The organism is Streptomyces sp. DSM 106670 (assembly GCF_055792845.1).
In genome coordinates this window covers 4,665,158-4,681,961 of sequence record NZ_CM147704.1, presented here as the reverse complement: position 1 = coordinate 4,681,961, position 16,804 = coordinate 4,665,158, and the positions used below count along the sequence as shown (strand labels likewise).

Genomic DNA, 16,804 nt, shown 5'->3' with positions numbered 1-16,804 from the left:
CGGCTTCACACCACCCGGATCACATGCTTGCCCCGCACTCCACCCGCCTCCAGGGCGCGGTGGGCGGCGGCGATGTCCGACAGCGGGTGGACCGTGTCGACGACGGGCCGCAGGTCACCACGCTCCACGTACGCGGTCAGCTCGGCGAACAGGTCGTGCTTCGGGTTGCCGCTGAAGAAGCGGACCCGCTGCCGGCCGTGCACGGCCGAGCCCAGCAGATAGCCGATGCTCCGGACCGGATGGTCGATGTCGAAGGCGATGGAGACCAGCCGGCCGCCGAGTGCCAACCGCCGCCGCAGCGCGGGGTGTTCGGTGCCGACGGTGTCCATGATGACGTCGTAACGGTCCAGGTCCGCGAGGGCGGTGGCGCGATGGTCCAGCACCTCGTCGGCCCCCAACTCCCGCACGAAGTCCGCATTCTTGGCCCCCGCGAGCCCGGTGACATGCGCGCCGAGGGCCTTGCCGAGCTGGACGGCGACACTGCCGACGCCGCCGGACGCCCCGCGCACGAGGAGGCGTTCGCCCGCCCGCAGTCCGGCCTTGTCGCGCAGGGCGGTGAGGGAGGTGGTGCCCCCGGCGGGCAGCGAGGCGGCCTCGGTGAGGGTGACGTTCTCGGGGGCGTACGCGATCTGGCGCGGCCGGACGGAAACGTACTCGGCCGCGCTGCCGAAGGTACGCCCCAGGATGCCCCACACCCGGTCGCCCACACGGAGCCCGGTGACTTCAGTGCCCACCTCGGCGACCTCGCCCGCGAAGTCGAGCCCGGTCCGCTGCGGGAACCGGCGGCCGGTGACGAACCGGACCCGCCCGGCGCGCCCGTACAGCTCACCGCCGTTGACGCTCGCCGCGTGGACCCGGACCAGCACCTCACCGGGCTTGCGCACCGGCACCGGCACCCGGCCCTCGTAGAGGACCTCGGGCGGTCCGTAGCTGTCGTAGAGCGCCGCGCGCATGTCGTCGTTCACGGTGGAGGAGTCCTGCCTGTTCCGTCGGTACGGGGAGGGGGGAAGCCCCGCCCTCACTCCACGGTAGACAGATAAACGGAAGACCCCCTCCATTTACCGTAAAGTGAGAGACATGCCAGCTCAGCCCTCTCACAACCCGCCCCCGGCCACCCCGGACCCCGGCCCCGAGGCGCTGCGGGCGGACGCCCGGGAGAACCGGGAACGCATCCTGCGGGCCGCCCGCGAGGCGTACGCGCTGCACGGCATCGACGTACCGATCAGCGCCATCGCCCGCCGGGCCGGGGTCGGCGTGGCGACCCTCTACCGCCGCTTCCCCACCCGCGACGCGCTGATCACCGAGGCGTTCACGGAGCAGCTGACCGAGTGCGCGGGCGCGCTGGACGAGGCCCTGGAGGACCCGGACCCCTGGCGCGGCCTCTGCACGGCGGTCCACAAGGTGTGCGCGATGCAGGCCACGGACCGGGGCTTCACCCACGCCTTCCTGGCCCGCTTCCCGGGCGACACGGTGTACGCCGGGGAGCGCGACCGCGCGGAGGAGGGCCTGGCCCTGCTGGTCCGCCGGGCGAAGGAGGCGGGAGCGCTACGCCCGGACTTCGACGTCTCCGACGTGGTGCTGGCCCTGCTGGCGAACAACGGCGTGGCGACGGGGGCGGGCCCGGACGCCGCTGCCGCGTCGCGCCGGCTGGTGGGCTATCTGCTGGAGTCGTTTCGGGCGACACCGACCGCCGGGCCGCTTCCGCCGCCGGTGCGGCTGGAGTTGGAGCGATTGAACGGGTCTGGGTGAGGGGTCGTCGGACAGGGCGAACGGGCGGGCTTCGGTCGAGACAACCCGGGGGGGAAGCAAGCCAAGCCCGATGGAGCGTCTACCCGCGGTAGCTGCCGGGGGTGCGGCCCATGACGCGGGTGAACGTGTCGATGAAGGCGCTGGGGGTGGACCAGCCACAACTGTGTGCCGCCTGCGTCACGGTGGCTCCCTCGCTTAGTTCGATCATCGCCTGGAAGATCCGGGCGTTGGTACGCCACTGGGGATAGGTTCCGCCGAACTCCGCGCGGAAGAGACGCCCCAACTGCCGTTCGCCCACGCCGACTTGCCTGGCGAGCCAGGTGAGGGTCCGCGGCTGGGACAGATCCTTCAGCACCAGGCGGCATGCGGCGGCCAGGCGGGGGTCGCGGGCCGTGGGAAGCTGCAGGGCGGTGATGTCGGCGCGCAGCAGCCGGTCGTTGATCACGCCGAGCAACCGGCGCAGCTCGGCAGGTGCGAGGCCGGGCTCGGTGCAGGCGATCAGCAGTTCGCGCAGGAGTGGGCCTACGGCGATGACCGTCGGAGTCGTGTAGGGGAGCGTTGTCCGGCCGGTGGGGAACATCAGGGTGTGCACCGTCGTGTGTCCGTGGACACTGTGTTCGTGCCAGGTGTGCGCGGGAATCCAGACCGCGCGCTGCGCGCCGGCCACCCAAGCGCCGTGATCGGTGCGTACGGCCAGGATGCCGTCGCTGACGTACACCAGCTGATGTTCTTCGTGCTGGTGTCGTTCGATGTACTCGCCGGGCAGGTGCCCGTGTCGGATATACGACATCACCCGTCAGAATATCGGAAGCCGTCATCGGGGTGGGCGACCGATGGTGGATCTTGTGAGCCATCCTCCGCAGGTACCCCTTCCGCCACCAGGCCCCGAGCCCGTGCCGTCAGCCGCCGACGCCTCGCACGGGACGGATCCCGACGCCTCGCACGGGGCGGATCCCGGCGACGCGCCTCCGCGCGGCCGTAACCGTCGCGTCGGCCGTACCCGTCCCGTGGGCCGTGTCAGGACGCTGCTGTCGCGAAGCGTGGCGGACACCCGGCCACTGTCCATACCGGCCTTCCGGCGCGCCTTCGTCGGGCAGAGCGTCTCCGTGATCGGCCTCATGGCTTCCTCGGTCGCCGTGCCCGTCCAGTTGTACGCGCTGACGCACTCCTCCGCGGTGGTGGGCGTCAGCGGACTCGCCGCGCTGCTGCCGACCGTGATCTTCGGCCTCTACGGCGGAGCGGTCGCCGACGCGGTGGATCGCCGGAAGCTGTATCTCGGGTCGTGCTGGCTCACCTGGATCGTTTCGCTGGCCTTGATGCTGCAGAGCCTGCTCCACGTGCGGTCGCCCGCACTGATCCTCGTCCTGGTCGCTGTCCAGTCCGGCGGGTTCGCAGTCTCTTCATCGGTCCGCGGCGCCATCGTGCCCCGGCTGGTACCCGCAGACCAGATCTCCGCCGCGAACGGTCTCCTCTACAGCGTGGGCAACCTAGGACAAGTACTCGGCCCACTCCTCGCGGGAGCGCTGCTCGCCCTTCCCGGTGGGTTCGCCCTCGTCTACGGAGCGGACGCCGCACTCTTCACCGTCGCCCTCTACGCGGCCTTCCGCCTGCCCCACCTCCCCTCCCCCTCCGGCAAACCCGCCGGCCTTCCCGGCCTGCGCTCGGTGGCGGACGGCCTGCTGTTCATCACCCGTAGTCCCGTGCTGCTCATGTCCTTCCTCGTCGATGTCGCCGCCATGATGCTGGCCGGGCCCGAAGCCCTCTTCCCTCAAGCCGCGGCCGAACGGTTCCACGGCGGTGTGGGCCCGCTCTACTCCGCGATCGCGGCCGGAGCGCTTGTCGCCGGACTCTTCAGCGGCTGGATCGGCCGTGTCCGCCGCCAGGGCGTCGCCCTGACCGCGGCCGTGATCGTGTGGGCCACGGCCATCGCCGCCGCCGGACTCACCCACACCCTGTGGGCGGTGATCGCCCTGTTGGCCCTCGGCGGCGCCGCGGACCTGGTCAGCGCCGTCTACCGGCAGACCATCCTCCAGTCCTACGTGCCCGACCACCTCCGCGGCCGCCTCCAGGGCGTCTACACCGTGGTCGTCGCGGGCGGGCCGCGACTCGGCGACCTGCGCGCCGGAACGATGGCCGCCGTCGTCCCTCTCACCCTCGCCTGGTCGGCCTCCGCCTTCGCCTGCGCCGCCCTCGTCCTGGCGGCCGCCCTGGCCGTACGCCCGTTCTGGCGCTACCGGGCCGAGACTGTCGGCTGATTCGGCCCGTCGAGCAGAACCTCGCACGAGCCGGAGCCTCCGAGGACAGCGGCCTGCCACAGCCCTCGCAGAACCGTCGCGCGACTTCCCCGATGCCCTCGGACATCCGGTCGGCCCAGGAGTCAAAGCACCCAGATCCGAGGTTCAGACGCAGGCACTCACAGCAAAGGGCATGCTGTGACGCGAGGTTAAATTGTTCGTCTCTGAAGTAGCAGCGACATACGGCCTCTTAGCCGAGTGAACACGCAGGTCAGAAGCTTCAGTCCCTGCGCGTGCGGGGGTGGTCCCAGGCGGACGCGCTTGTTCTTCTTGAGAAGGACGTGGTCCCCGCGCGTGCGGGAGTGGCCCCGAGTCACCGGCCCCGAGCGTCACTCCGTCCACGTGGTGCCCGCGCGTGCGGGGGTGGTCCCTTCCTGATCAAGGTCGGCGGGCGGCCGGGCATGTGGTCCCCGCGCGTGCGGGGGTGGTCCCAAGGCCCGGTTCCACCTCCAGACCAAGAAGAGGTGGTCCCCGCGTGTGCGGGGGTGGTCCTGCGCAGACGGTCGTGATGGCCTCCAGGACGCCGTGGTCCCCGCGGGCGGGGGTGGTCCCAGGTCAGGGGCAAGTCGGGCGCCCGGGAACCAGTGGCCCCGCGTGTGCGGGGACAGCCCTGCTCGCCCCCGCCCCCGACACGGGAGCGCAGGAACGCGCCTCGTGTTCAGCCCCGGCTCAGACCGGCAGACAAGCACCCGCAACGCAGCCGGACTTCATGCCGAGGCCCCCTTGGTGGCACGCAGAATCGCCGTGTGGCCGGCGGTTGCCTGGCCGGAGAACTTCGTCAGCACTCCGACCTCATCCATGTTGGAGATCACCACCGGGGTCAGAACGGACTTGGCCTTCTCCTTCAGCATTTCCAGGTCGAGTTCGATGATGACGTCGCCCCGGCTGACGCGCTGCCCCTCCTCGGCCACGCGCCGGAACCCCTCACCCTTCAGCTCGACGGTGTCGATGCCGACGTGGACGAACACCTCAAGGCCGCTCTCGGTCTCCATGGAGAACGCGTGGTTGGTCTCGAAGATCTTGCCGATGATGCCGTCGGCCGGCGCGACGACCGTGCCCGCTGACGGGTTGATGGCAATGCCGTCACCGACGATCTTCTCCGCGAACACCACGTCGGGAACGTCCTCGATGCGGACGATCTCCCCTGACAGGGGCGCATAGATCTCTTCCGTGACCGCCGAACTGTCTCGCTCGGCCGCCGCCCGACGATCGAGCGCCAGAACAGGACCAGAAGGCAGGCCCGCAGTGGCCGCACCAGCGATCACGGCAGCAAGAGCGGCACGGCGGGATACGAATCGACTCATACGGACATGATGATCCGCGCGTCTCGATACCAGGTGTGCGACACGGGGCGGCCGTATCGTTGCCGGTGGTGCAGTCCGTTCGGTCCCCGCGTTTGCGGGGGTGGTCCCGTGGACCTGGTCGGCCGGCTCGGGCTACGGTCGTGGTCCTCGCGCGTGCGGGGATGGCCCCGCGTACAACCCCAACGAAGACCGCGTCGCTCACTGGTCTCTGCCCGCGCAGGGGTGGCCCCTTGGCTGCATCGTTTCCGGTGGTGTAGGCCGCCACTTGGTCCCCGCATTCGCGGGGTTGTACCCGCGATGAACGCACACGCCCTGGTGGCTTGACGCGGCCCCGCACCTGCGGGGGTGGTCCCTCTTTTAGGGCGTCGGCGACAATGTCGGTGTCATGCCCCCGCGCGTGCGGGGATGGCTCCGACGAGGTGGTCACCGGGATTCGTCACCACCTGGTGGTCCCTGCGCGTGCGGGGTTGTTCCCTTCAAGGCGGTCTTCGGCGGGGGCACGATCACGTAGTCCTCGCGCGTGCGGGGGTAGCCCCAGGGTCGGGTCGTCGGCTTCGCCAGAGTTGACGCGGTCCCCGCGCACGCGGGGTTGCTCCCCTGCCACGCACCACCTACGACCAGGTGCACGCACGCCCCGCGTCTGCGGGGACGTTCCCGCCCAGGACAGCACACGCCCAGTTCACGAAGGGTGGCTCCGTCCGCACGACCGACACCGGCACCGGCACCGGCCACGCTCCCCCGGGCTCAAACCAGCGCCGCGACCAGCAGCGTGAAGGCGGCGATCAGGACGGCGACCCGGATGTAGTGGTAACGGTCCCAGCGGTTCATCTGCTCTTTCCAGTCCGCGGGCCGGTTCTCAGGGGTCCACGTCTTGCCCAGGTTGTTGATCGGGACGAGCAGCAGGATCGACATGACCACGCTCACAAGCAGCAGCCCGCCCGCTGTGACGACCAGGCCGACGCCCTCCTCCCCCCACCCGGTTATGGCCCAGATCGCGCTCAGGACCATCGAGCCGATGTACCAGAACGGCATCACCGCCCCCAGCATCCGGCCCCCGTGGCTTCGGCCGAGCTGAGTGCTGTCGTCGGGCAGCGCGTTGAGGATCCGGTTGATGACGAAGGCGACGGAGAACTCCACCCCCACCAGCAGTCCGACGATCACGGTGGTGACGATCTCCAGTGCGTTGAGCATGATGACCCCTCCTGAAATCTAGCGGCGCTAGGTGATGAGGCAACGCTAGACCTACTGCCGCTCGATTGTCTAGCGGTGCTAGGATCGAAGCATGTCGGTACAGGAACGCAAGGAGCGCGAACGGGCGGGCCGCGAGCGACTCATCGTGGCGACGGCCCGCGAACTCGCCGAGCAGCAGGGCTGGGACGCGGTCACCACCCGCCGACTCGCCGAGCGCATCGAATACAGCCAGCCCGTCCTCTACAGCCACTTCCGGGGCAAGCGCGAGATCATCGGCGCCGTCGCCCTCGAAGGCGCCGCCGAGATGGCCGGGGCGTTGAGGGCCGCAACCGTGGCCGCGACCTCGGCCACGGACGGGCCTCGCGCCCGGGTCGCCGCCCTCGCCCGCGCCTACCTTGATTTCGCCGCAGACAACCCGGCGGTCTACGACGCCATGTTCCAGCTCGACGGCGGCCTGGCATTCGCGCAGGAGGACACCCCCGAGCCGCTGAAGGACGCCTTCGCCGCCCTCCTGGAAACCCTCGGCGAGGTGGCCGGGGACGGCGTTCACCCAGCGCTGTTCACCGAACTGTTCTGGGCGTCCCTGCACGGGCTGGCCACCCTCACCCGGGCCGGACGGCTGCCGCCGGAGGACAGCGAGCGGAGGGTGGAACTGCTGGTGGACCGGCTCGCCGCGGTCTGACGCAGACCTCCAGGGCCGCATCAACCGACCCGTGGCGAGCGTGGACTCCAGCACCTGCCGGAGCCACCGGCGCGCCGCCGGACCACATCGATCCGGCTCCGGCTCAAGCTTCGGGGGGTAGATCCATTATCTCGGCGCGGGCAAGCGTTGTCACCGTTCTCCAGAATGATCTTTATGCCTGTTTTGCGCCCCTAGGCTTACCGGCGTACGCACATCACGTATCCGACCTGGGAGTTGAGAGTGGCGCACGACGTTGCCGCGCTGACGGAGGAACTCACGGACATGGCTGCGGCCGATCACCGGTCCGCAGTCCACGCGAACAGCGAAGCCCCCGCCGAGCAGTTGGCCTGGCGGCGGCTGACCGCCCGGAACGGTGACCGGCTCAGCGAGATCATGGACGAGTACGGCTGGCCGACGGCGGATCTGGTCGGCGAGGAGGCTGCCCGCGCGGCATGGCTGATCGCTCAGCACGCCGACCGGCAACTCGACGTTCAGCGGCGCGCCCTCCAGTTGATGCAGCAAGCGGTGTCGGCAGGATCGGCCGGCCCGCGCGAGCTGGCCTTCCTACGGGACCGCACACTGGTCAATGAAGGCCGTAAGCAGGTCTACGGCACTCAGATCGCCGGCGTGAATAACGGGGCACCGGTTCCGTGGCCCTGTGAAGAGCCCGAGCGCATGGACGAACTCCGTGCGGAAGTCGGCATCGAGCCCTTCGACGAGTACGTCGCCAAGTTCACCTAGGGCCTTCCGTTCGGATCAGCACTCGCAGCGATTGAGGCGGCGAGTCGTGATCGCCGCCCTGATGCGGCCGGCCACGTGACGCGGTCTAGGGTGATCGAATGGACGTGGCGGCGGTACTGATTGCGATCGCTGGTGTAGCGGGAACCCTTGGGGGCGCACTGCTTACCCAGCGGGGCGCCGACCGCGCCAAGAAGCGCGAGTTGGAGATGGCCCATGCCATCCAGGAAGCTCGCGAAAATCGTGAGCTACGCCGGAGCTGTTACACACAACTACATCGGGATGCCCGGCAGTTCGCCACGGCGCTCAGCCGGCACTTGTACGCCATGCGGGATCAAACCCTCGGGCAGGAGGACGTAGCAGCGTTGGAAGGCACCAAGGATGCCTACCGTGACCGATGGTCCGAGGCTCTGATGATCGCCCCCGATGCGGTGATTGTTCCGGCTCACGAACTGAACGAAGCGCTGACCGGGGTCTATGGACAGATCAAGCGTCTGGAACAGGAAAGCCCCCGACCGGGCGAGACCTTGCGCTCAGCCGCCGCAGCGCAGCATGAGCTCTGGTCTCTTATGGACGTCATGAGAGAGGCGATGCGTCGTGATCTGGGCGTCACCGTAGACGCCGGCGAGGAAGCCACCCGTCGAACGCCGTTGGTCTCTTCCAGCGATCCCACAGCTCTGACCAGGGATTTCACCGAGTCGCAAGACGGCCTCGACTAGGGTCTTTTGGATCAGCGAGCGGACCACAGGAAGATACCGGCGATGTGGAGTCCAGCCAGGTAGCTGGTCGCCGTCTACTCATATCGGGTGGCGAGGCCGCGCCACCGCTTGAGGCGGTTGATGCACCGCTCGACGGTGTTGCGCTGCTTGTAGGCCTCACGGTCGAAGGCCGGTGCATCACCGGCCTGGCCGGCGGTGAGAACAAACGCGAGAGGTCGACAGCGGGCATCCGCTGCTAGGTGGATCTTGGTCGTCAGCCCACCGCGGGACCGGCCGAGTGCCTCACCTTTCCAGAGCCCCCTTTTCGGGCCCCGGCCGCGTGCTGGTGGGCCCGCACGACCGTCGAGTCGACGCATACGATCGACCAGTCGACCTTCCCGACCGCGTCGGAGTGCTGCTGGACGGGGGCCAGGAGCCGGTCCCACGTCCCGTCCGCCGACCAGCGGCGGAACCGCTCGTAGACCGTCTTCCACGGCCCGTACCCCTCCGGCAGGTCCCGCCAGGCAGCACCCGTGGACAGCTTCCACAGGATCCCGTTGAGGACCTGCCGCCGGTCCCGCACCGGCCGCCCCATCCGAGGCGGAACCAGCAACGGCCCGATCACCGCCCAAGCCTGATCAGTCACCTCATGACGACGCACCACGACCGGACCAACGACCCACCGACATTGCGGACACCCCCTAGGAAGACGATCAGACGGCCGCCGACCACCGGAGGGCCTGGTGCCGGAGGAGGCAAGACAGCCGCCACCGGCAAGAGGGATTCTTTTTCGCCGGGCAGGGCACGACGCGGATCCCTATCATGATCAACAAGCTATCGTGAAAGGAGCCACCCATGAAGAAGTGGCGAGCGACTTTAGTCGTCGCGGCATCGACGGCCGCGCTGCTGTGCGGGGCCGTGCCCGCACACGCGACGAACGAGGTCAACATCTTCGAGTGCCAGGTCGACTTCGGCGGGCAGTACTTCCATCTCGGTATCCGCAATTCCAACGGCACCGGCACCAATCGCTGCTTCGCCAACGCGGGCGACCTGCACATCGGGCAGGGTGGTGTCGAGAACTTCAGCAGCGGGAACAACGCGGGCTACTTCGACTACGAACCTGGCGACGGCTGGATCTACCGCCACACGTTCGGCAAGCACGAGTCCAAGACCCAGGCATACGGCCTGGTGACCAACCTGCACATCAACTGACGCCCCGGAAACAGGCCCGGCGGACGACGCCGGGCCAACCACTCGCAAAGCCCGCGAGACAAGCCGTCACAGTCCCCCGGCTCCGACGCCGGGGGCACTTTCACCTCTGTAATCCCGGAGCCAGTCCGGTCCGATGGCACAAACGCAGAAGCCTCTTCGTCCGGGACATCACCTGTCGGCCGCCAAAGTGACGGCGCCGCAGCCGGTGGCCTGGTACACCCGAGGGTTCGTGCGCGTCGGTAAAGTCTCCTGACTCGACGGTGGCAGCGAGCCGCATCACGAGGCCCTCGCACAGGACGGTGTCCGGGAGCGCGGGGAGCGCCCCGATTCAGGCAGCCGCGCGGCGTCCGACGGCGACGGTCGCCGCTACGGCCCCAGCATCACCGGGGCCGCATCAACCTTCTCCTGAACCGGGTAGACCGTCGCGCCAAGAGCCCGCAGTACGGGCTCTCCGCCCCCTGCCGGGGCGAGCGGGGAGAGATCTGGCCGCACCTGGAGAATCCCGTGGCCATCAATGGGGCGGCAAACGGCGGCCGTCAGTGGGAGCGCTCACTCGTTCTGAACCGCATCACCTGGAGCCTCGGTAAGCTCAAAGCATGGGAATATTCACCAAGAAACCGAGGCTTCTCAATGAGGCTATCGATGTGAACGCGCCGTTCCTGTTTCGCATCGAGGACGTGTTCACAATCTCCGGCAAAGGTCGGCTTTTCACCGGAGTAGTGGAGTCCGGTGCCGTCGCGATCGGCGCTCCGGCGACCTTGCTCGTCGGCGACCGCATCCTGCTCGGCCAGGTCAAGAAGCTCGAGTCTCGAAAGGAACGGAAGCCCACCGTGCTCGGCGAAGGCGACAAGTGCGCGATCGAGCTGGATGGTGTGGAGACCAACGATCTTCCACTGCGCGTCTACGGAGGTCAGATGATCGTGGACAACGACGCACTGAAAGGTGCCGTAATTCGGTCCCGTCAAGCGTCCGACATCCCGCCGGCGCTCCGGAGGACGAGCTAGGGCGTGTCCGGCGGGTCACTGCTCGGCCTCGCCTGTCGCAGGCAATGATCCGCCGGGCTGGTCCGGGCCGGACCGGCCCCACCAGAACAACACCGCTGACGGGAACCGCTATCGTCCAGCCTTCCCGAGGCCGGACGAGCCCACAGGTTGAACACCCGCCCCCTGGTAGAACACCAGCACCCCCCGCCTCTCACTCCAACAGTCCAAATCCCTTACTTGACACCGCTCTTGACTAGGTAGTCACTGGTAAGTTGGCCTGTTCACCCGGAGGAGGGGCGGCAGCATGGGCAGACCCTGGGAAGCTGATCCTGAAACCGGCTTCAAGAGACGTCTCGGAAAGTCGGCACTGGAGCTGGGCGCCACCAGCACCGGGCCCGAATGCCCGGATATCTGGGAGCTGGAGAACGGCGACATCGCCGTGATCGGACGCGACCTCACCGACTCCCTCGGGACACGTCTGCCCGACGGTGTCTCCATCAGTCGCGATGAGCGCCTCGTGGTCATCCCTCGCAGGATGCTCATCGCAGCGAAGGCGGACATCCCTCATGAATGAGTACGTCTGAATGAGTGCGTCAATGTTCGTGTGCTTCCGCGATGGCTCCGGCGAAGTCCTCCAGAGGCCCGACTATCTCGCCGACTTCAGCCGGGTCCACGAGAGCGACATCCACCTCCTCGCCAAGCTTGAGCGGGGCCAGACCTTCAAGGAGCCGGGCACTCCCAGCTGGGAAGCCTTCGCTTCCGGGGACTGGGCGGAGGCTCTACGCCTGATCCAGGACGACCGGGAGTCGGTCGCCGCGTACTTCCGTGACACCTCTCAACGCGGCCTGACCTTCCGTCGGCTCCGTATCGTCGAGTACCCCGTAACTCCGTACCTCCAGTGGGAGATGAACGTCCTCCGGCTCAGGTCCGAGCTGGGCGAAGAGATCCGTGTGCTGGATGCCGGCACGATCTCCGACGTGGAACGGGACGCACAGGTGCCCGAGGTCGTCATCCTCGGAAGTTCCGTGATGTACGCCGTGATCTACGACGACGAGCTGAAGGGCGCAGGGGCCCGGCGGTTCACCGACCCCGACCAGGTCCGGACCACGACCCAGGAGTTCGAAACTCTCTATGCCCAGGGCGAGGAGTTCTCGGAGTTCTTCGAGCGGGAGATCGCACCGCTCGAACCGCCCGCCCTCAACCGCCCGGCTTCAACAGTCCGCCGACCGCAGCAGTGAGGAGAGCGCGCGTCATGAATGCGGAGCTGGTCGCACTCGCCCAGAGCGCCGGTACGACCCTCGTCGGCCTGATGGCGACCGGCGCCTGGGAGCGCACCAGGGACGGGGGCGTCGCCCTCTGGCAGCGCGCCCGCGACGACGCGCACGGCACCGGCGGTGGGGCGTAGAGGCAAGCGATGGATACCGCCTCGCCCACCGACGTACACACAGGTCCCCTCACCCCGCCCACCTCCCCGTCAGGAACGTCAGCGCGACGATCGTCGTCACCGGCGCGGCCACGCACAGGTACGCCGTCGTGAACCACGGCCGCCGCAGGCTCACCGCCGCCAGGCCGATCCACAGCGGCCACCACAGCAGCGTCGCGCGCGGAATGGACGTGTACCAGTACGAGGTGCCCAGCGCCCACAGGCTGAGCGCCACGTACACCGCCTCGGGCCAGCGACGACGGCGCAGAAGGATCGCCACCAGCGCCAGGCCCACCAGCATCGCCGCCAACTCGGCCTGGAACGTGACCGCGTACCCCGTCGACTGCGTCCCCTCGAACGCCCCGTGCCACGTGTTCGTCCACGCCTCCCACGGGGTGTGGAACGTGCGGTACCAGCCCCGCTCCTGCGCGTGCTTCCACGCCATCCAGTCGCCGGTGTGCGCGTGCAGATACCAGCTGTACGCGGCCGGGGGCAGCGCCGGAAGCAGCGTCCAGCCCGCCGCCCGCCAGTGTCTCCCCGCCCGGGCGGACAGCACGAACAGCAGCGCGACCGCGGCGGCGAGGAACAGACCGCTGACGCGCACCGTCGTCGCCAGCGCGGTCAGTACGGCGGCGAGCGCCCACCGGTGCCGCATCGCCGCGAGCCACGCGGGCAGGGCGAACGCGAGGAACAGCGCCTCCGTGTAACCGGCGGCCAGGAACACCGCGCACGGCGAGAGCAGGAAGAGGACAGCCGTACGGCGGCCCGCCGCATCCTCCGGCAGATACGCCCGCGCGATACGGGCCAGGGCCAGCACCGCCACCGCACCCGCGACGAACGAGATCAGCAGCCCGGCCGCCGTCCAGTCCGGGACGACCGTGTGCACGGCGCGCAGGAGGAAGGGGTAGCCCGGGAAGAACGCCTCCCGGTTGTCCCAGCCGCTCGTCCACGGGCCCGTACCGGCCGGGAAGTAGCCGTCGCGCGCTATGTGGAGGTAGTGGTTCGCGTCCCAGTGCTGGAAGGGCGCGAGGACGGGTGCCGCCTCCCGCGTTCCGGGGTGGGCCGGAAACAGCCAGCGGGCGAGGTGGGCCGTGATCCACAGGGATATGCGGGTCAGGAGGTACAGCCACAGGACGATGCGGTCGGCAGGAGTCAGCCGCGCGGCCACCCGCCGGAGCCGGCCCGCTGCCCGGGGCTCGGGCGGCGGGGCCTCGGCCCGGGGCTCAGGACGTACGAGCGTGGACAGGTCAGTCACTCGGGCACCTTTCGGCACGCCTCACGGACGTGCCGAGGTGAAGGCGTGCGGGATCGCCCGGTGAAGCCGCCGGGGCACGGAAGGGGTGGGGTGGGGTGTGGGGTACGGGCTATGGACTACAGCTACGGGGTCAGGGCGTCGACGTGGCTCCGTCGGTCGCCGTCGCCGTCGCCGACTCGGATGTCGTCGGCGGCGGCTTCGTCGGGGTCGGACTCGTGCCCGTAGGCGCACCCGTGCCCCTACCCGTGGGCAGACCGCCCGGCAGCGTGGTGCTCGGCGAGGGCGGCGGCGACGGCTGCTCGGTCGACAGGCCCTCCGACGGTACGGGCGAGGGGTAGCTCGGTGACGGACTCGTCGCCGGGGCGACCGGTTCCGGCCGTACCGGCAGCAGGCCCACCGCGACCGCCCCGCCCCCGCCGACGACCAGGCACACGCCCACCGCGACCACGGCCATCCGGCGGCGCTGCGCGCGCATACCGCGTTCGGTGATGCTCGACGCCGGGTCCGCCACCGAGCGGACCTGCCCGAAGTCACCGGCCTCCCGGAATAGAGACCGCAATGGATCCCGTGGTTCAGACATCAGGAGCCTCCTCGATGCGGGGGTCGTGCAGACGGTGCGCGAGCGCCGCCCGTCCACGGACCAGATGCGTCTTGATCGTGCTGGTGGAAAGCCCGGTCTCCCCGGCGATCTGCTCGACCGTGAGGTCGCACAGGTAGTGCAGGGTCAGCGTCCGCCGCTGCTGGGCGGGCAGTTCCCGGAGCGCGTCGACCAGCACCACACGGCCCGGGTCCGGCGGCTCCACGTGCTCGGACGCACCGCTCCCCCGGCCCCAGGCGTCCGCCGAACGCCGCCGGAAGCGCCAACGGCTCACCGCCAGCCGCCAGGCGACCGTACGGATCCACGCCTCCGGCTGCCCGTCCCGCTCCAGCCGGCCGCGCCGGACCCACGCCTTGACGAAGGCCTCCTGCACGACGTCCTGCGCCTCCTGGAGATCGCCGGTCATCACGTACAGCTGGCCTGTGAGACGCGCGACCGCCTGGGCGTAGAACTCTTCGAACTCCTCGACGGTCAAAAGTTGCTCCCGGATCTTTCGCTTCACCGGGTATACGCCCGGCGCGCGCCATCCGGTCGACACCACCCGCCATGAATCCGAGGTGACGGTCGTCACAGGACCCGAACGGTCCAGGCCCTCCCCCCGCCCCCGCGCATCTCCCGGAGCTCAAGCGGCGAGATCCGAGCGCTCTTAACAGGGATGGGGTGGATGGGTCAGTAGTCCCACCCGCCCACCCTGGCTGCGAAGTTGACAGTTTGTGATCGAGTTGCGACGCACGGTCGCCAGGCTCTAGCGTGCGGGAAGACCACGACCAGGCAAAAGACGACCCCCACCGGTGTTCCAGCACCGACAGGGGTCTAGCCACCGAAGATCGAGAAAGCGAAGAAAGCGATCCCCATGGCTGACAGCCAGCTTAGTGACATCACGCGCGCGACACCGCACCCCATGGCCAACCCCGGCTACGGCAAGCGCTCCGCGCCCGGCGAACGTCCGCGCACCGACCGCGACTTCGCCCACCTCCTCCCCCGTGACGCCTCCGTCGCCGCCTACATCGACCGGCTGCCCGACGGCTCCGACATCTCCGTGAAGACGCTGGCCAAACACCTCCCGTACGGGCAGTGCGCCCTGCGCACCACCCTCAACCGGCTCCAGGACTCGGGACACTTACGGCGCGGCAGCGAGTGCGTGATCACCGACGAGGTCATGCTCTGGGTGACCCGGACCTTCTTCTCCCGCACCGCACGCGAGGACGCCTGGTGGGACGCCTACACCCGGGGTGACGCTCCGCCCGACGAGCCCCAACGGCCCACCCGATCGCGGGCGTTCATCCTGCTCGCCGCCCTGGGGCGGACCGCCCCCACCCTGACGCTGTCCGCCGCCGACTGCGTGCGCCTGGAGCCGCAGGTCGGTGAGTGGATCGCCCGGGGCGCGACCGAGGCGGAGCTGCTGCACGCCCTCACCAGCGGGCTGCCGTCCCCCGTCCACTGCGCCGCCCGCCTCGTCGAACGGCGGCTGCGCGACAAGCTGCCGCCCGAGCCGGTCCTGCCGGGGCCCCGGACCGTCCTGCGCACCCTCGAATGCGGCGAGTGCGGAGTCCCCGGCCCGCCCGAAGCGCTCCTCGGCGGCCTCTGCCGGCCGTGCCGGGGGCCGTCTCCGGAGCCGCCGGTCGGCCCGCCCGGAACCGTGCAGCCGCCCGGCGTACGGGACCGGATGAACGCGGTCCGGGCGGGGCTGATTCCTCGATCCGAAAGGACATACCGATGACCGTGCAGCTCGCCCGGAGATCCGACGGGGCACGATGGAGGGGAGGAGGCGACGCCATGACCCCCAGCTCCGCCGATCACGCACCGCACGCCCAGATGTCCGTCGAGGAGTTCGAACAGCTCGCCCGGACGGCCCCCGAGACCGTGACGCTTGAGTTCATCAACGGAAAGCTAGAGGTCAAGCCCGTGCCGGACGGGGATCACGGAACCATCTTCATGTGGCTGCTGCGTCAGTGCATGCAGCATCGCCCCGACCTCGACCTGCACCCCGAACAGGGGCTGATGGTGGAGACGTACCGGCAGGGTCGCGCCCGTCCCGACGGCGTTCTCGCTCCTCGTCGGCACTTTGCCGGACAAGGGGAATGGGCACCCACCGAGGGCGTCCTGATGACCGTGGAGGTGACCTCCTACGACCACGACACCGATCGTCGCGACCGCACCGAGAAGCCGCACGGATACGCGGCGGCCGGCATTCCGGTGTACCTCCTGATCGACCGCGAGTCCGGAACCCTCCTCGTCCACAGCGAGCCCGACAAGGGCCGCTACCGGCAGCAGCACTCGTACGACTACGGCGACGCCGCCGCCCTCCCTCACCCCGTCGACATCACCCTGGACACCGAGGAACTCAAGGACTACGCCCGCTGACCCGCTGCCCTCGGTTCTGACGCGGTCAGAAGCCGCCCGTGAAGGCGAAGAGGAACGAGAGCGGGTAGAGGACGCCCGCAGCTCCCAGGACGAGGCCCGCGAGGCACTGGGGCCGGTTGAACCCACTGATCAGGCCCAGCACACCGAAGGTGATCGCCAGACTCCCGGCCAGGAGGGCGAACAGGCCGAGGAAGAACGCGGCGATCAGCGCGATGACGCCGAAGCAGAGCGAGACGGGCCCGTACAGCGTCGCGGGTGTCGCGGGCGTCGCAGGGGTTTCGGGGCTTTCGGCGGTGCCGGATCCGGTTCCCAT

20 protein-coding genes and 1 pseudogene are annotated in these 16,804 nt (G+C 69.3%); 12 read left to right on the top strand and 9 right to left on the bottom strand.

Annotated features, from left to right (window positions below; translation table 11 throughout):
* Window positions 1-5: 5 nt before the first annotated feature.
* Complete coding sequence (locus ACSMXR_RS20690) at window positions 6-953, bottom strand: NAD(P)-dependent alcohol dehydrogenase (RefSeq protein ID WP_473172415.1); 948 nt, start codon at window positions 951-953, stop codon at window positions 6-8.
* Window positions 954-1,077: 124 nt separating this feature from the next.
* Here ACSMXR_RS20690 and ACSMXR_RS20685 point away from each other — a divergent pair, with 124 nt between their 5' ends.
* Window positions 1,078-1,749, top strand: coding sequence for a TetR/AcrR family transcriptional regulator (locus ACSMXR_RS20685; RefSeq protein ID WP_473169626.1), 672 nt, complete (start codon window positions 1,078-1,080; stop codon window positions 1,747-1,749).
* A 79-nt stretch (window positions 1,750-1,828) separates the two neighbouring features.
* Here the strand turns inward: ACSMXR_RS20685 and ACSMXR_RS20680 are convergent, their stop codons facing one another.
* Entirely contained in the window at window positions 1,829-2,539 is a 711-nt protein-coding gene (locus tag ACSMXR_RS20680) for an AraC family transcriptional regulator (RefSeq protein ID WP_473169625.1), read from the bottom strand.
* Between the two features lie 250 nt (window positions 2,540-2,789).
* On the opposite strand from ACSMXR_RS20680, the gene ACSMXR_RS20675 reads away from it, so the two are divergent.
* Window positions 2,790-4,004 carry an MFS transporter gene (locus ACSMXR_RS20675; protein WP_473169624.1) on the top strand — a complete coding sequence of 405 codons (1,215 nt, stop codon included), beginning with the start codon at window positions 2,790-2,792 and terminating at the stop codon, window positions 4,002-4,004.
* A gap of 746 nt (window positions 4,005-4,750) precedes the next feature.
* On the opposite strand, the gene crr is transcribed toward ACSMXR_RS20675, so the two are convergent.
* On the bottom strand, window positions 4,751-5,347 hold the full coding sequence (gene crr / locus ACSMXR_RS20670) for a PTS glucose transporter subunit IIA (RefSeq protein ID WP_473169623.1): 597 nt from the start codon (window positions 5,345-5,347) through the stop codon (window positions 4,751-4,753).
* Between the two features lie 744 nt (window positions 5,348-6,091).
* Complete coding sequence (locus ACSMXR_RS20665; protein ID WP_473169622.1) at window positions 6,092-6,538, bottom strand: anthrone oxygenase family protein; 447 nt, start codon at window positions 6,536-6,538, stop codon at window positions 6,092-6,094.
* Between the two features lie 91 nt (window positions 6,539-6,629).
* On the opposite strand from ACSMXR_RS20665, the gene ACSMXR_RS20660 reads away from it, so the two are divergent.
* The 3 genes from ACSMXR_RS20660 to ACSMXR_RS20650 all read left to right on the top strand — a co-directional run bounded on the left by ACSMXR_RS20660 (window position 6,630) and on the right by ACSMXR_RS20650 (window position 8,677).
* Window positions 6,630-7,220 carry a TetR/AcrR family transcriptional regulator gene (locus ACSMXR_RS20660; RefSeq protein WP_473169621.1) on the top strand — a complete coding sequence of 197 codons (591 nt, stop codon included), beginning with the start codon at window positions 6,630-6,632 and terminating at the stop codon, window positions 7,218-7,220.
* A gap of 240 nt (window positions 7,221-7,460) precedes the next feature.
* Window positions 7,461-7,961 (top strand): DUF6624 domain-containing protein, encoded by a 501-nt coding sequence (locus tag ACSMXR_RS20655; protein ID WP_473169620.1) that lies wholly within the window; start codon window positions 7,461-7,463, stop codon window positions 7,959-7,961.
* A gap of 98 nt (window positions 7,962-8,059) precedes the next feature.
* Window positions 8,060-8,677 (top strand): hypothetical protein, encoded by a 618-nt coding sequence (locus ACSMXR_RS20650; RefSeq protein WP_473169619.1) that lies wholly within the window; start codon window positions 8,060-8,062, stop codon window positions 8,675-8,677.
* Between the two features lie 74 nt (window positions 8,678-8,751).
* Here ACSMXR_RS20650 and ACSMXR_RS20645 read toward each other — a convergent pair.
* A pseudogene (locus tag ACSMXR_RS20645) lies at window positions 8,752-9,317 on the bottom strand (IS5 family transposase).
* A 194-nt stretch (window positions 9,318-9,511) separates the two neighbouring features.
* Here ACSMXR_RS20645 and ACSMXR_RS20640 point away from each other — a divergent pair.
* The 5 genes from ACSMXR_RS20640 to ACSMXR_RS20620 all read left to right on the top strand — a co-directional run bounded on the left by ACSMXR_RS20640 (window position 9,512) and on the right by ACSMXR_RS20620 (window position 12,256).
* Window positions 9,512-9,868, top strand: a complete 357-nt coding sequence (locus ACSMXR_RS20640) for a beta/gamma crystallin domain-containing protein (protein ID WP_311314869.1) — start codon at window positions 9,512-9,514, stop codon at window positions 9,866-9,868.
* 596 nt (window positions 9,869-10,464) lie between these two features.
* A complete protein-coding gene (locus ACSMXR_RS20635; RefSeq protein ID WP_381907007.1) occupies window positions 10,465-10,872 on the top strand; it encodes a hypothetical protein in 408 nt (135 codons plus the stop codon).
* Between the two features lie 283 nt (window positions 10,873-11,155).
* A complete protein-coding gene (locus ACSMXR_RS20630) occupies window positions 11,156-11,425 on the top strand; it encodes a hypothetical protein (protein WP_030077486.1) in 270 nt (89 codons plus the stop codon).
* 10 nt (window positions 11,426-11,435) lie between these two features.
* Window positions 11,436-12,089 (top strand): DUF6879 family protein, encoded by a 654-nt coding sequence (locus ACSMXR_RS20625; protein WP_473169618.1) that lies wholly within the window; start codon window positions 11,436-11,438, stop codon window positions 12,087-12,089.
* 14 nt (window positions 12,090-12,103) lie between these two features.
* Entirely contained in the window at window positions 12,104-12,256 is a 153-nt protein-coding gene (locus ACSMXR_RS20620) for a hypothetical protein (protein ID WP_473169617.1), read from the top strand.
* Between the two features lie 49 nt (window positions 12,257-12,305).
* On the opposite strand, the gene ACSMXR_RS20615 is transcribed toward ACSMXR_RS20620, so the two are convergent.
* The 3 genes from ACSMXR_RS20615 to ACSMXR_RS20605 form a co-directional block, all read right to left on the bottom strand.
* Window positions 12,306-13,529: a mannosyltransferase family protein gene (locus tag ACSMXR_RS20615; protein WP_473169616.1), complete on the bottom strand. Its 1,224-nt coding sequence runs from the start codon at window positions 13,527-13,529 to the stop codon at window positions 12,306-12,308.
* Between the two features lie 130 nt (window positions 13,530-13,659).
* On the bottom strand, window positions 13,660-14,109 hold the full coding sequence (locus ACSMXR_RS20610; RefSeq protein ID WP_473169615.1) for a hypothetical protein: 450 nt from the start codon (window positions 14,107-14,109) through the stop codon (window positions 13,660-13,662).
* Window positions 14,102-14,602: a SigE family RNA polymerase sigma factor gene (locus ACSMXR_RS20605; RefSeq protein ID WP_473169614.1), complete on the bottom strand. Its 501-nt coding sequence runs from the start codon at window positions 14,600-14,602 to the stop codon at window positions 14,102-14,104. The genes ACSMXR_RS20610 and ACSMXR_RS20605 overlap by 8 nt, the downstream gene beginning before the upstream one ends.
* 426 nt (window positions 14,603-15,028) lie before the next feature.
* Between ACSMXR_RS20605 and ACSMXR_RS20600 the strand changes: the two genes are divergently transcribed.
* Together ACSMXR_RS20600 and ACSMXR_RS20595 are read left to right on the top strand one after the other, a co-directional pair.
* Complete coding sequence (locus tag ACSMXR_RS20600) at window positions 15,029-15,847, top strand: hypothetical protein (RefSeq protein WP_473172414.1); 819 nt, start codon at window positions 15,029-15,031, stop codon at window positions 15,845-15,847.
* A 56-nt stretch (window positions 15,848-15,903) separates the two neighbouring features.
* The gene (locus ACSMXR_RS20595) at window positions 15,904-16,491 is read left to right on the top strand and encodes a Uma2 family endonuclease (RefSeq protein ID WP_473169613.1); all 588 of its coding nucleotides are present in this window, start codon (window positions 15,904-15,906) and stop codon (window positions 16,489-16,491) included.
* 25 nt (window positions 16,492-16,516) lie between these two features.
* Here the strand turns inward: ACSMXR_RS20595 and ACSMXR_RS20590 are convergent, their stop codons facing one another.
* On the bottom strand, window positions 16,517-16,804 hold the full coding sequence (locus ACSMXR_RS20590; RefSeq protein WP_473169612.1) for a hypothetical protein: 288 nt from the start codon (window positions 16,802-16,804) through the stop codon (window positions 16,517-16,519).

Coding starts and splice junctions, on each gene's coding strand:
- ACSMXR_RS20610 (WP_473169615.1), bottom strand. CDS start 14,109: ATGTCTGAACCACGGGATCCATTGCGGTCTCTATTCCGGGAGGCCGGT.
- ACSMXR_RS20685 (WP_473169626.1), top strand. CDS start 1,078: ATGCCAGCTCAGCCCTCTCACAACCCGCCCCCGGCCACCCCGGACCCC.
- ACSMXR_RS20660 (WP_473169621.1), top strand. CDS start 6,630: ATGTCGGTACAGGAACGCAAGGAGCGCGAACGGGCGGGCCGCGAGCGA.
- ACSMXR_RS20630 (WP_030077486.1), top strand. CDS start 11,156: ATGGGCAGACCCTGGGAAGCTGATCCTGAAACCGGCTTCAAGAGACGT.
- ACSMXR_RS20650 (WP_473169619.1), top strand. CDS start 8,060: ATGGACGTGGCGGCGGTACTGATTGCGATCGCTGGTGTAGCGGGAACC.
- ACSMXR_RS20590 (WP_473169612.1), bottom strand. CDS start 16,804: ATGGGAACCGGATCCGGCACCGCCGAAAGCCCCGAAACCCCTGCGACG.
- ACSMXR_RS20620 (WP_473169617.1), top strand. CDS start 12,104: ATGAATGCGGAGCTGGTCGCACTCGCCCAGAGCGCCGGTACGACCCTC.
- ACSMXR_RS20690 (WP_473172415.1), bottom strand. CDS start 953: ATGCGCGCGGCGCTCTACGACAGCTACGGACCGCCCGAGGTCCTCTAC.
- ACSMXR_RS20680 (WP_473169625.1), bottom strand. CDS start 2,539: ATGTCGTATATCCGACACGGGCACCTGCCCGGCGAGTACATCGAACGA.
- ACSMXR_RS20665 (WP_473169622.1), bottom strand. CDS start 6,538: ATGCTCAACGCACTGGAGATCGTCACCACCGTGATCGTCGGACTGCTG.
- ACSMXR_RS20595 (WP_473169613.1), top strand. CDS start 15,904: ATGACCCCCAGCTCCGCCGATCACGCACCGCACGCCCAGATGTCCGTC.
- ACSMXR_RS20600 (WP_473172414.1), top strand. CDS start 15,029: ATGGCCAACCCCGGCTACGGCAAGCGCTCCGCGCCCGGCGAACGTCCG.
- ACSMXR_RS20635 (WP_381907007.1), top strand. CDS start 10,465: ATGGGAATATTCACCAAGAAACCGAGGCTTCTCAATGAGGCTATCGAT.
- crr (WP_473169623.1), bottom strand. CDS start 5,347: ATGAGTCGATTCGTATCCCGCCGTGCCGCTCTTGCTGCCGTGATCGCT.
- ACSMXR_RS20625 (WP_473169618.1), top strand. CDS start 11,436: ATGAGTGCGTCAATGTTCGTGTGCTTCCGCGATGGCTCCGGCGAAGTC.
- ACSMXR_RS20640 (WP_311314869.1), top strand. CDS start 9,512: ATGAAGAAGTGGCGAGCGACTTTAGTCGTCGCGGCATCGACGGCCGCG.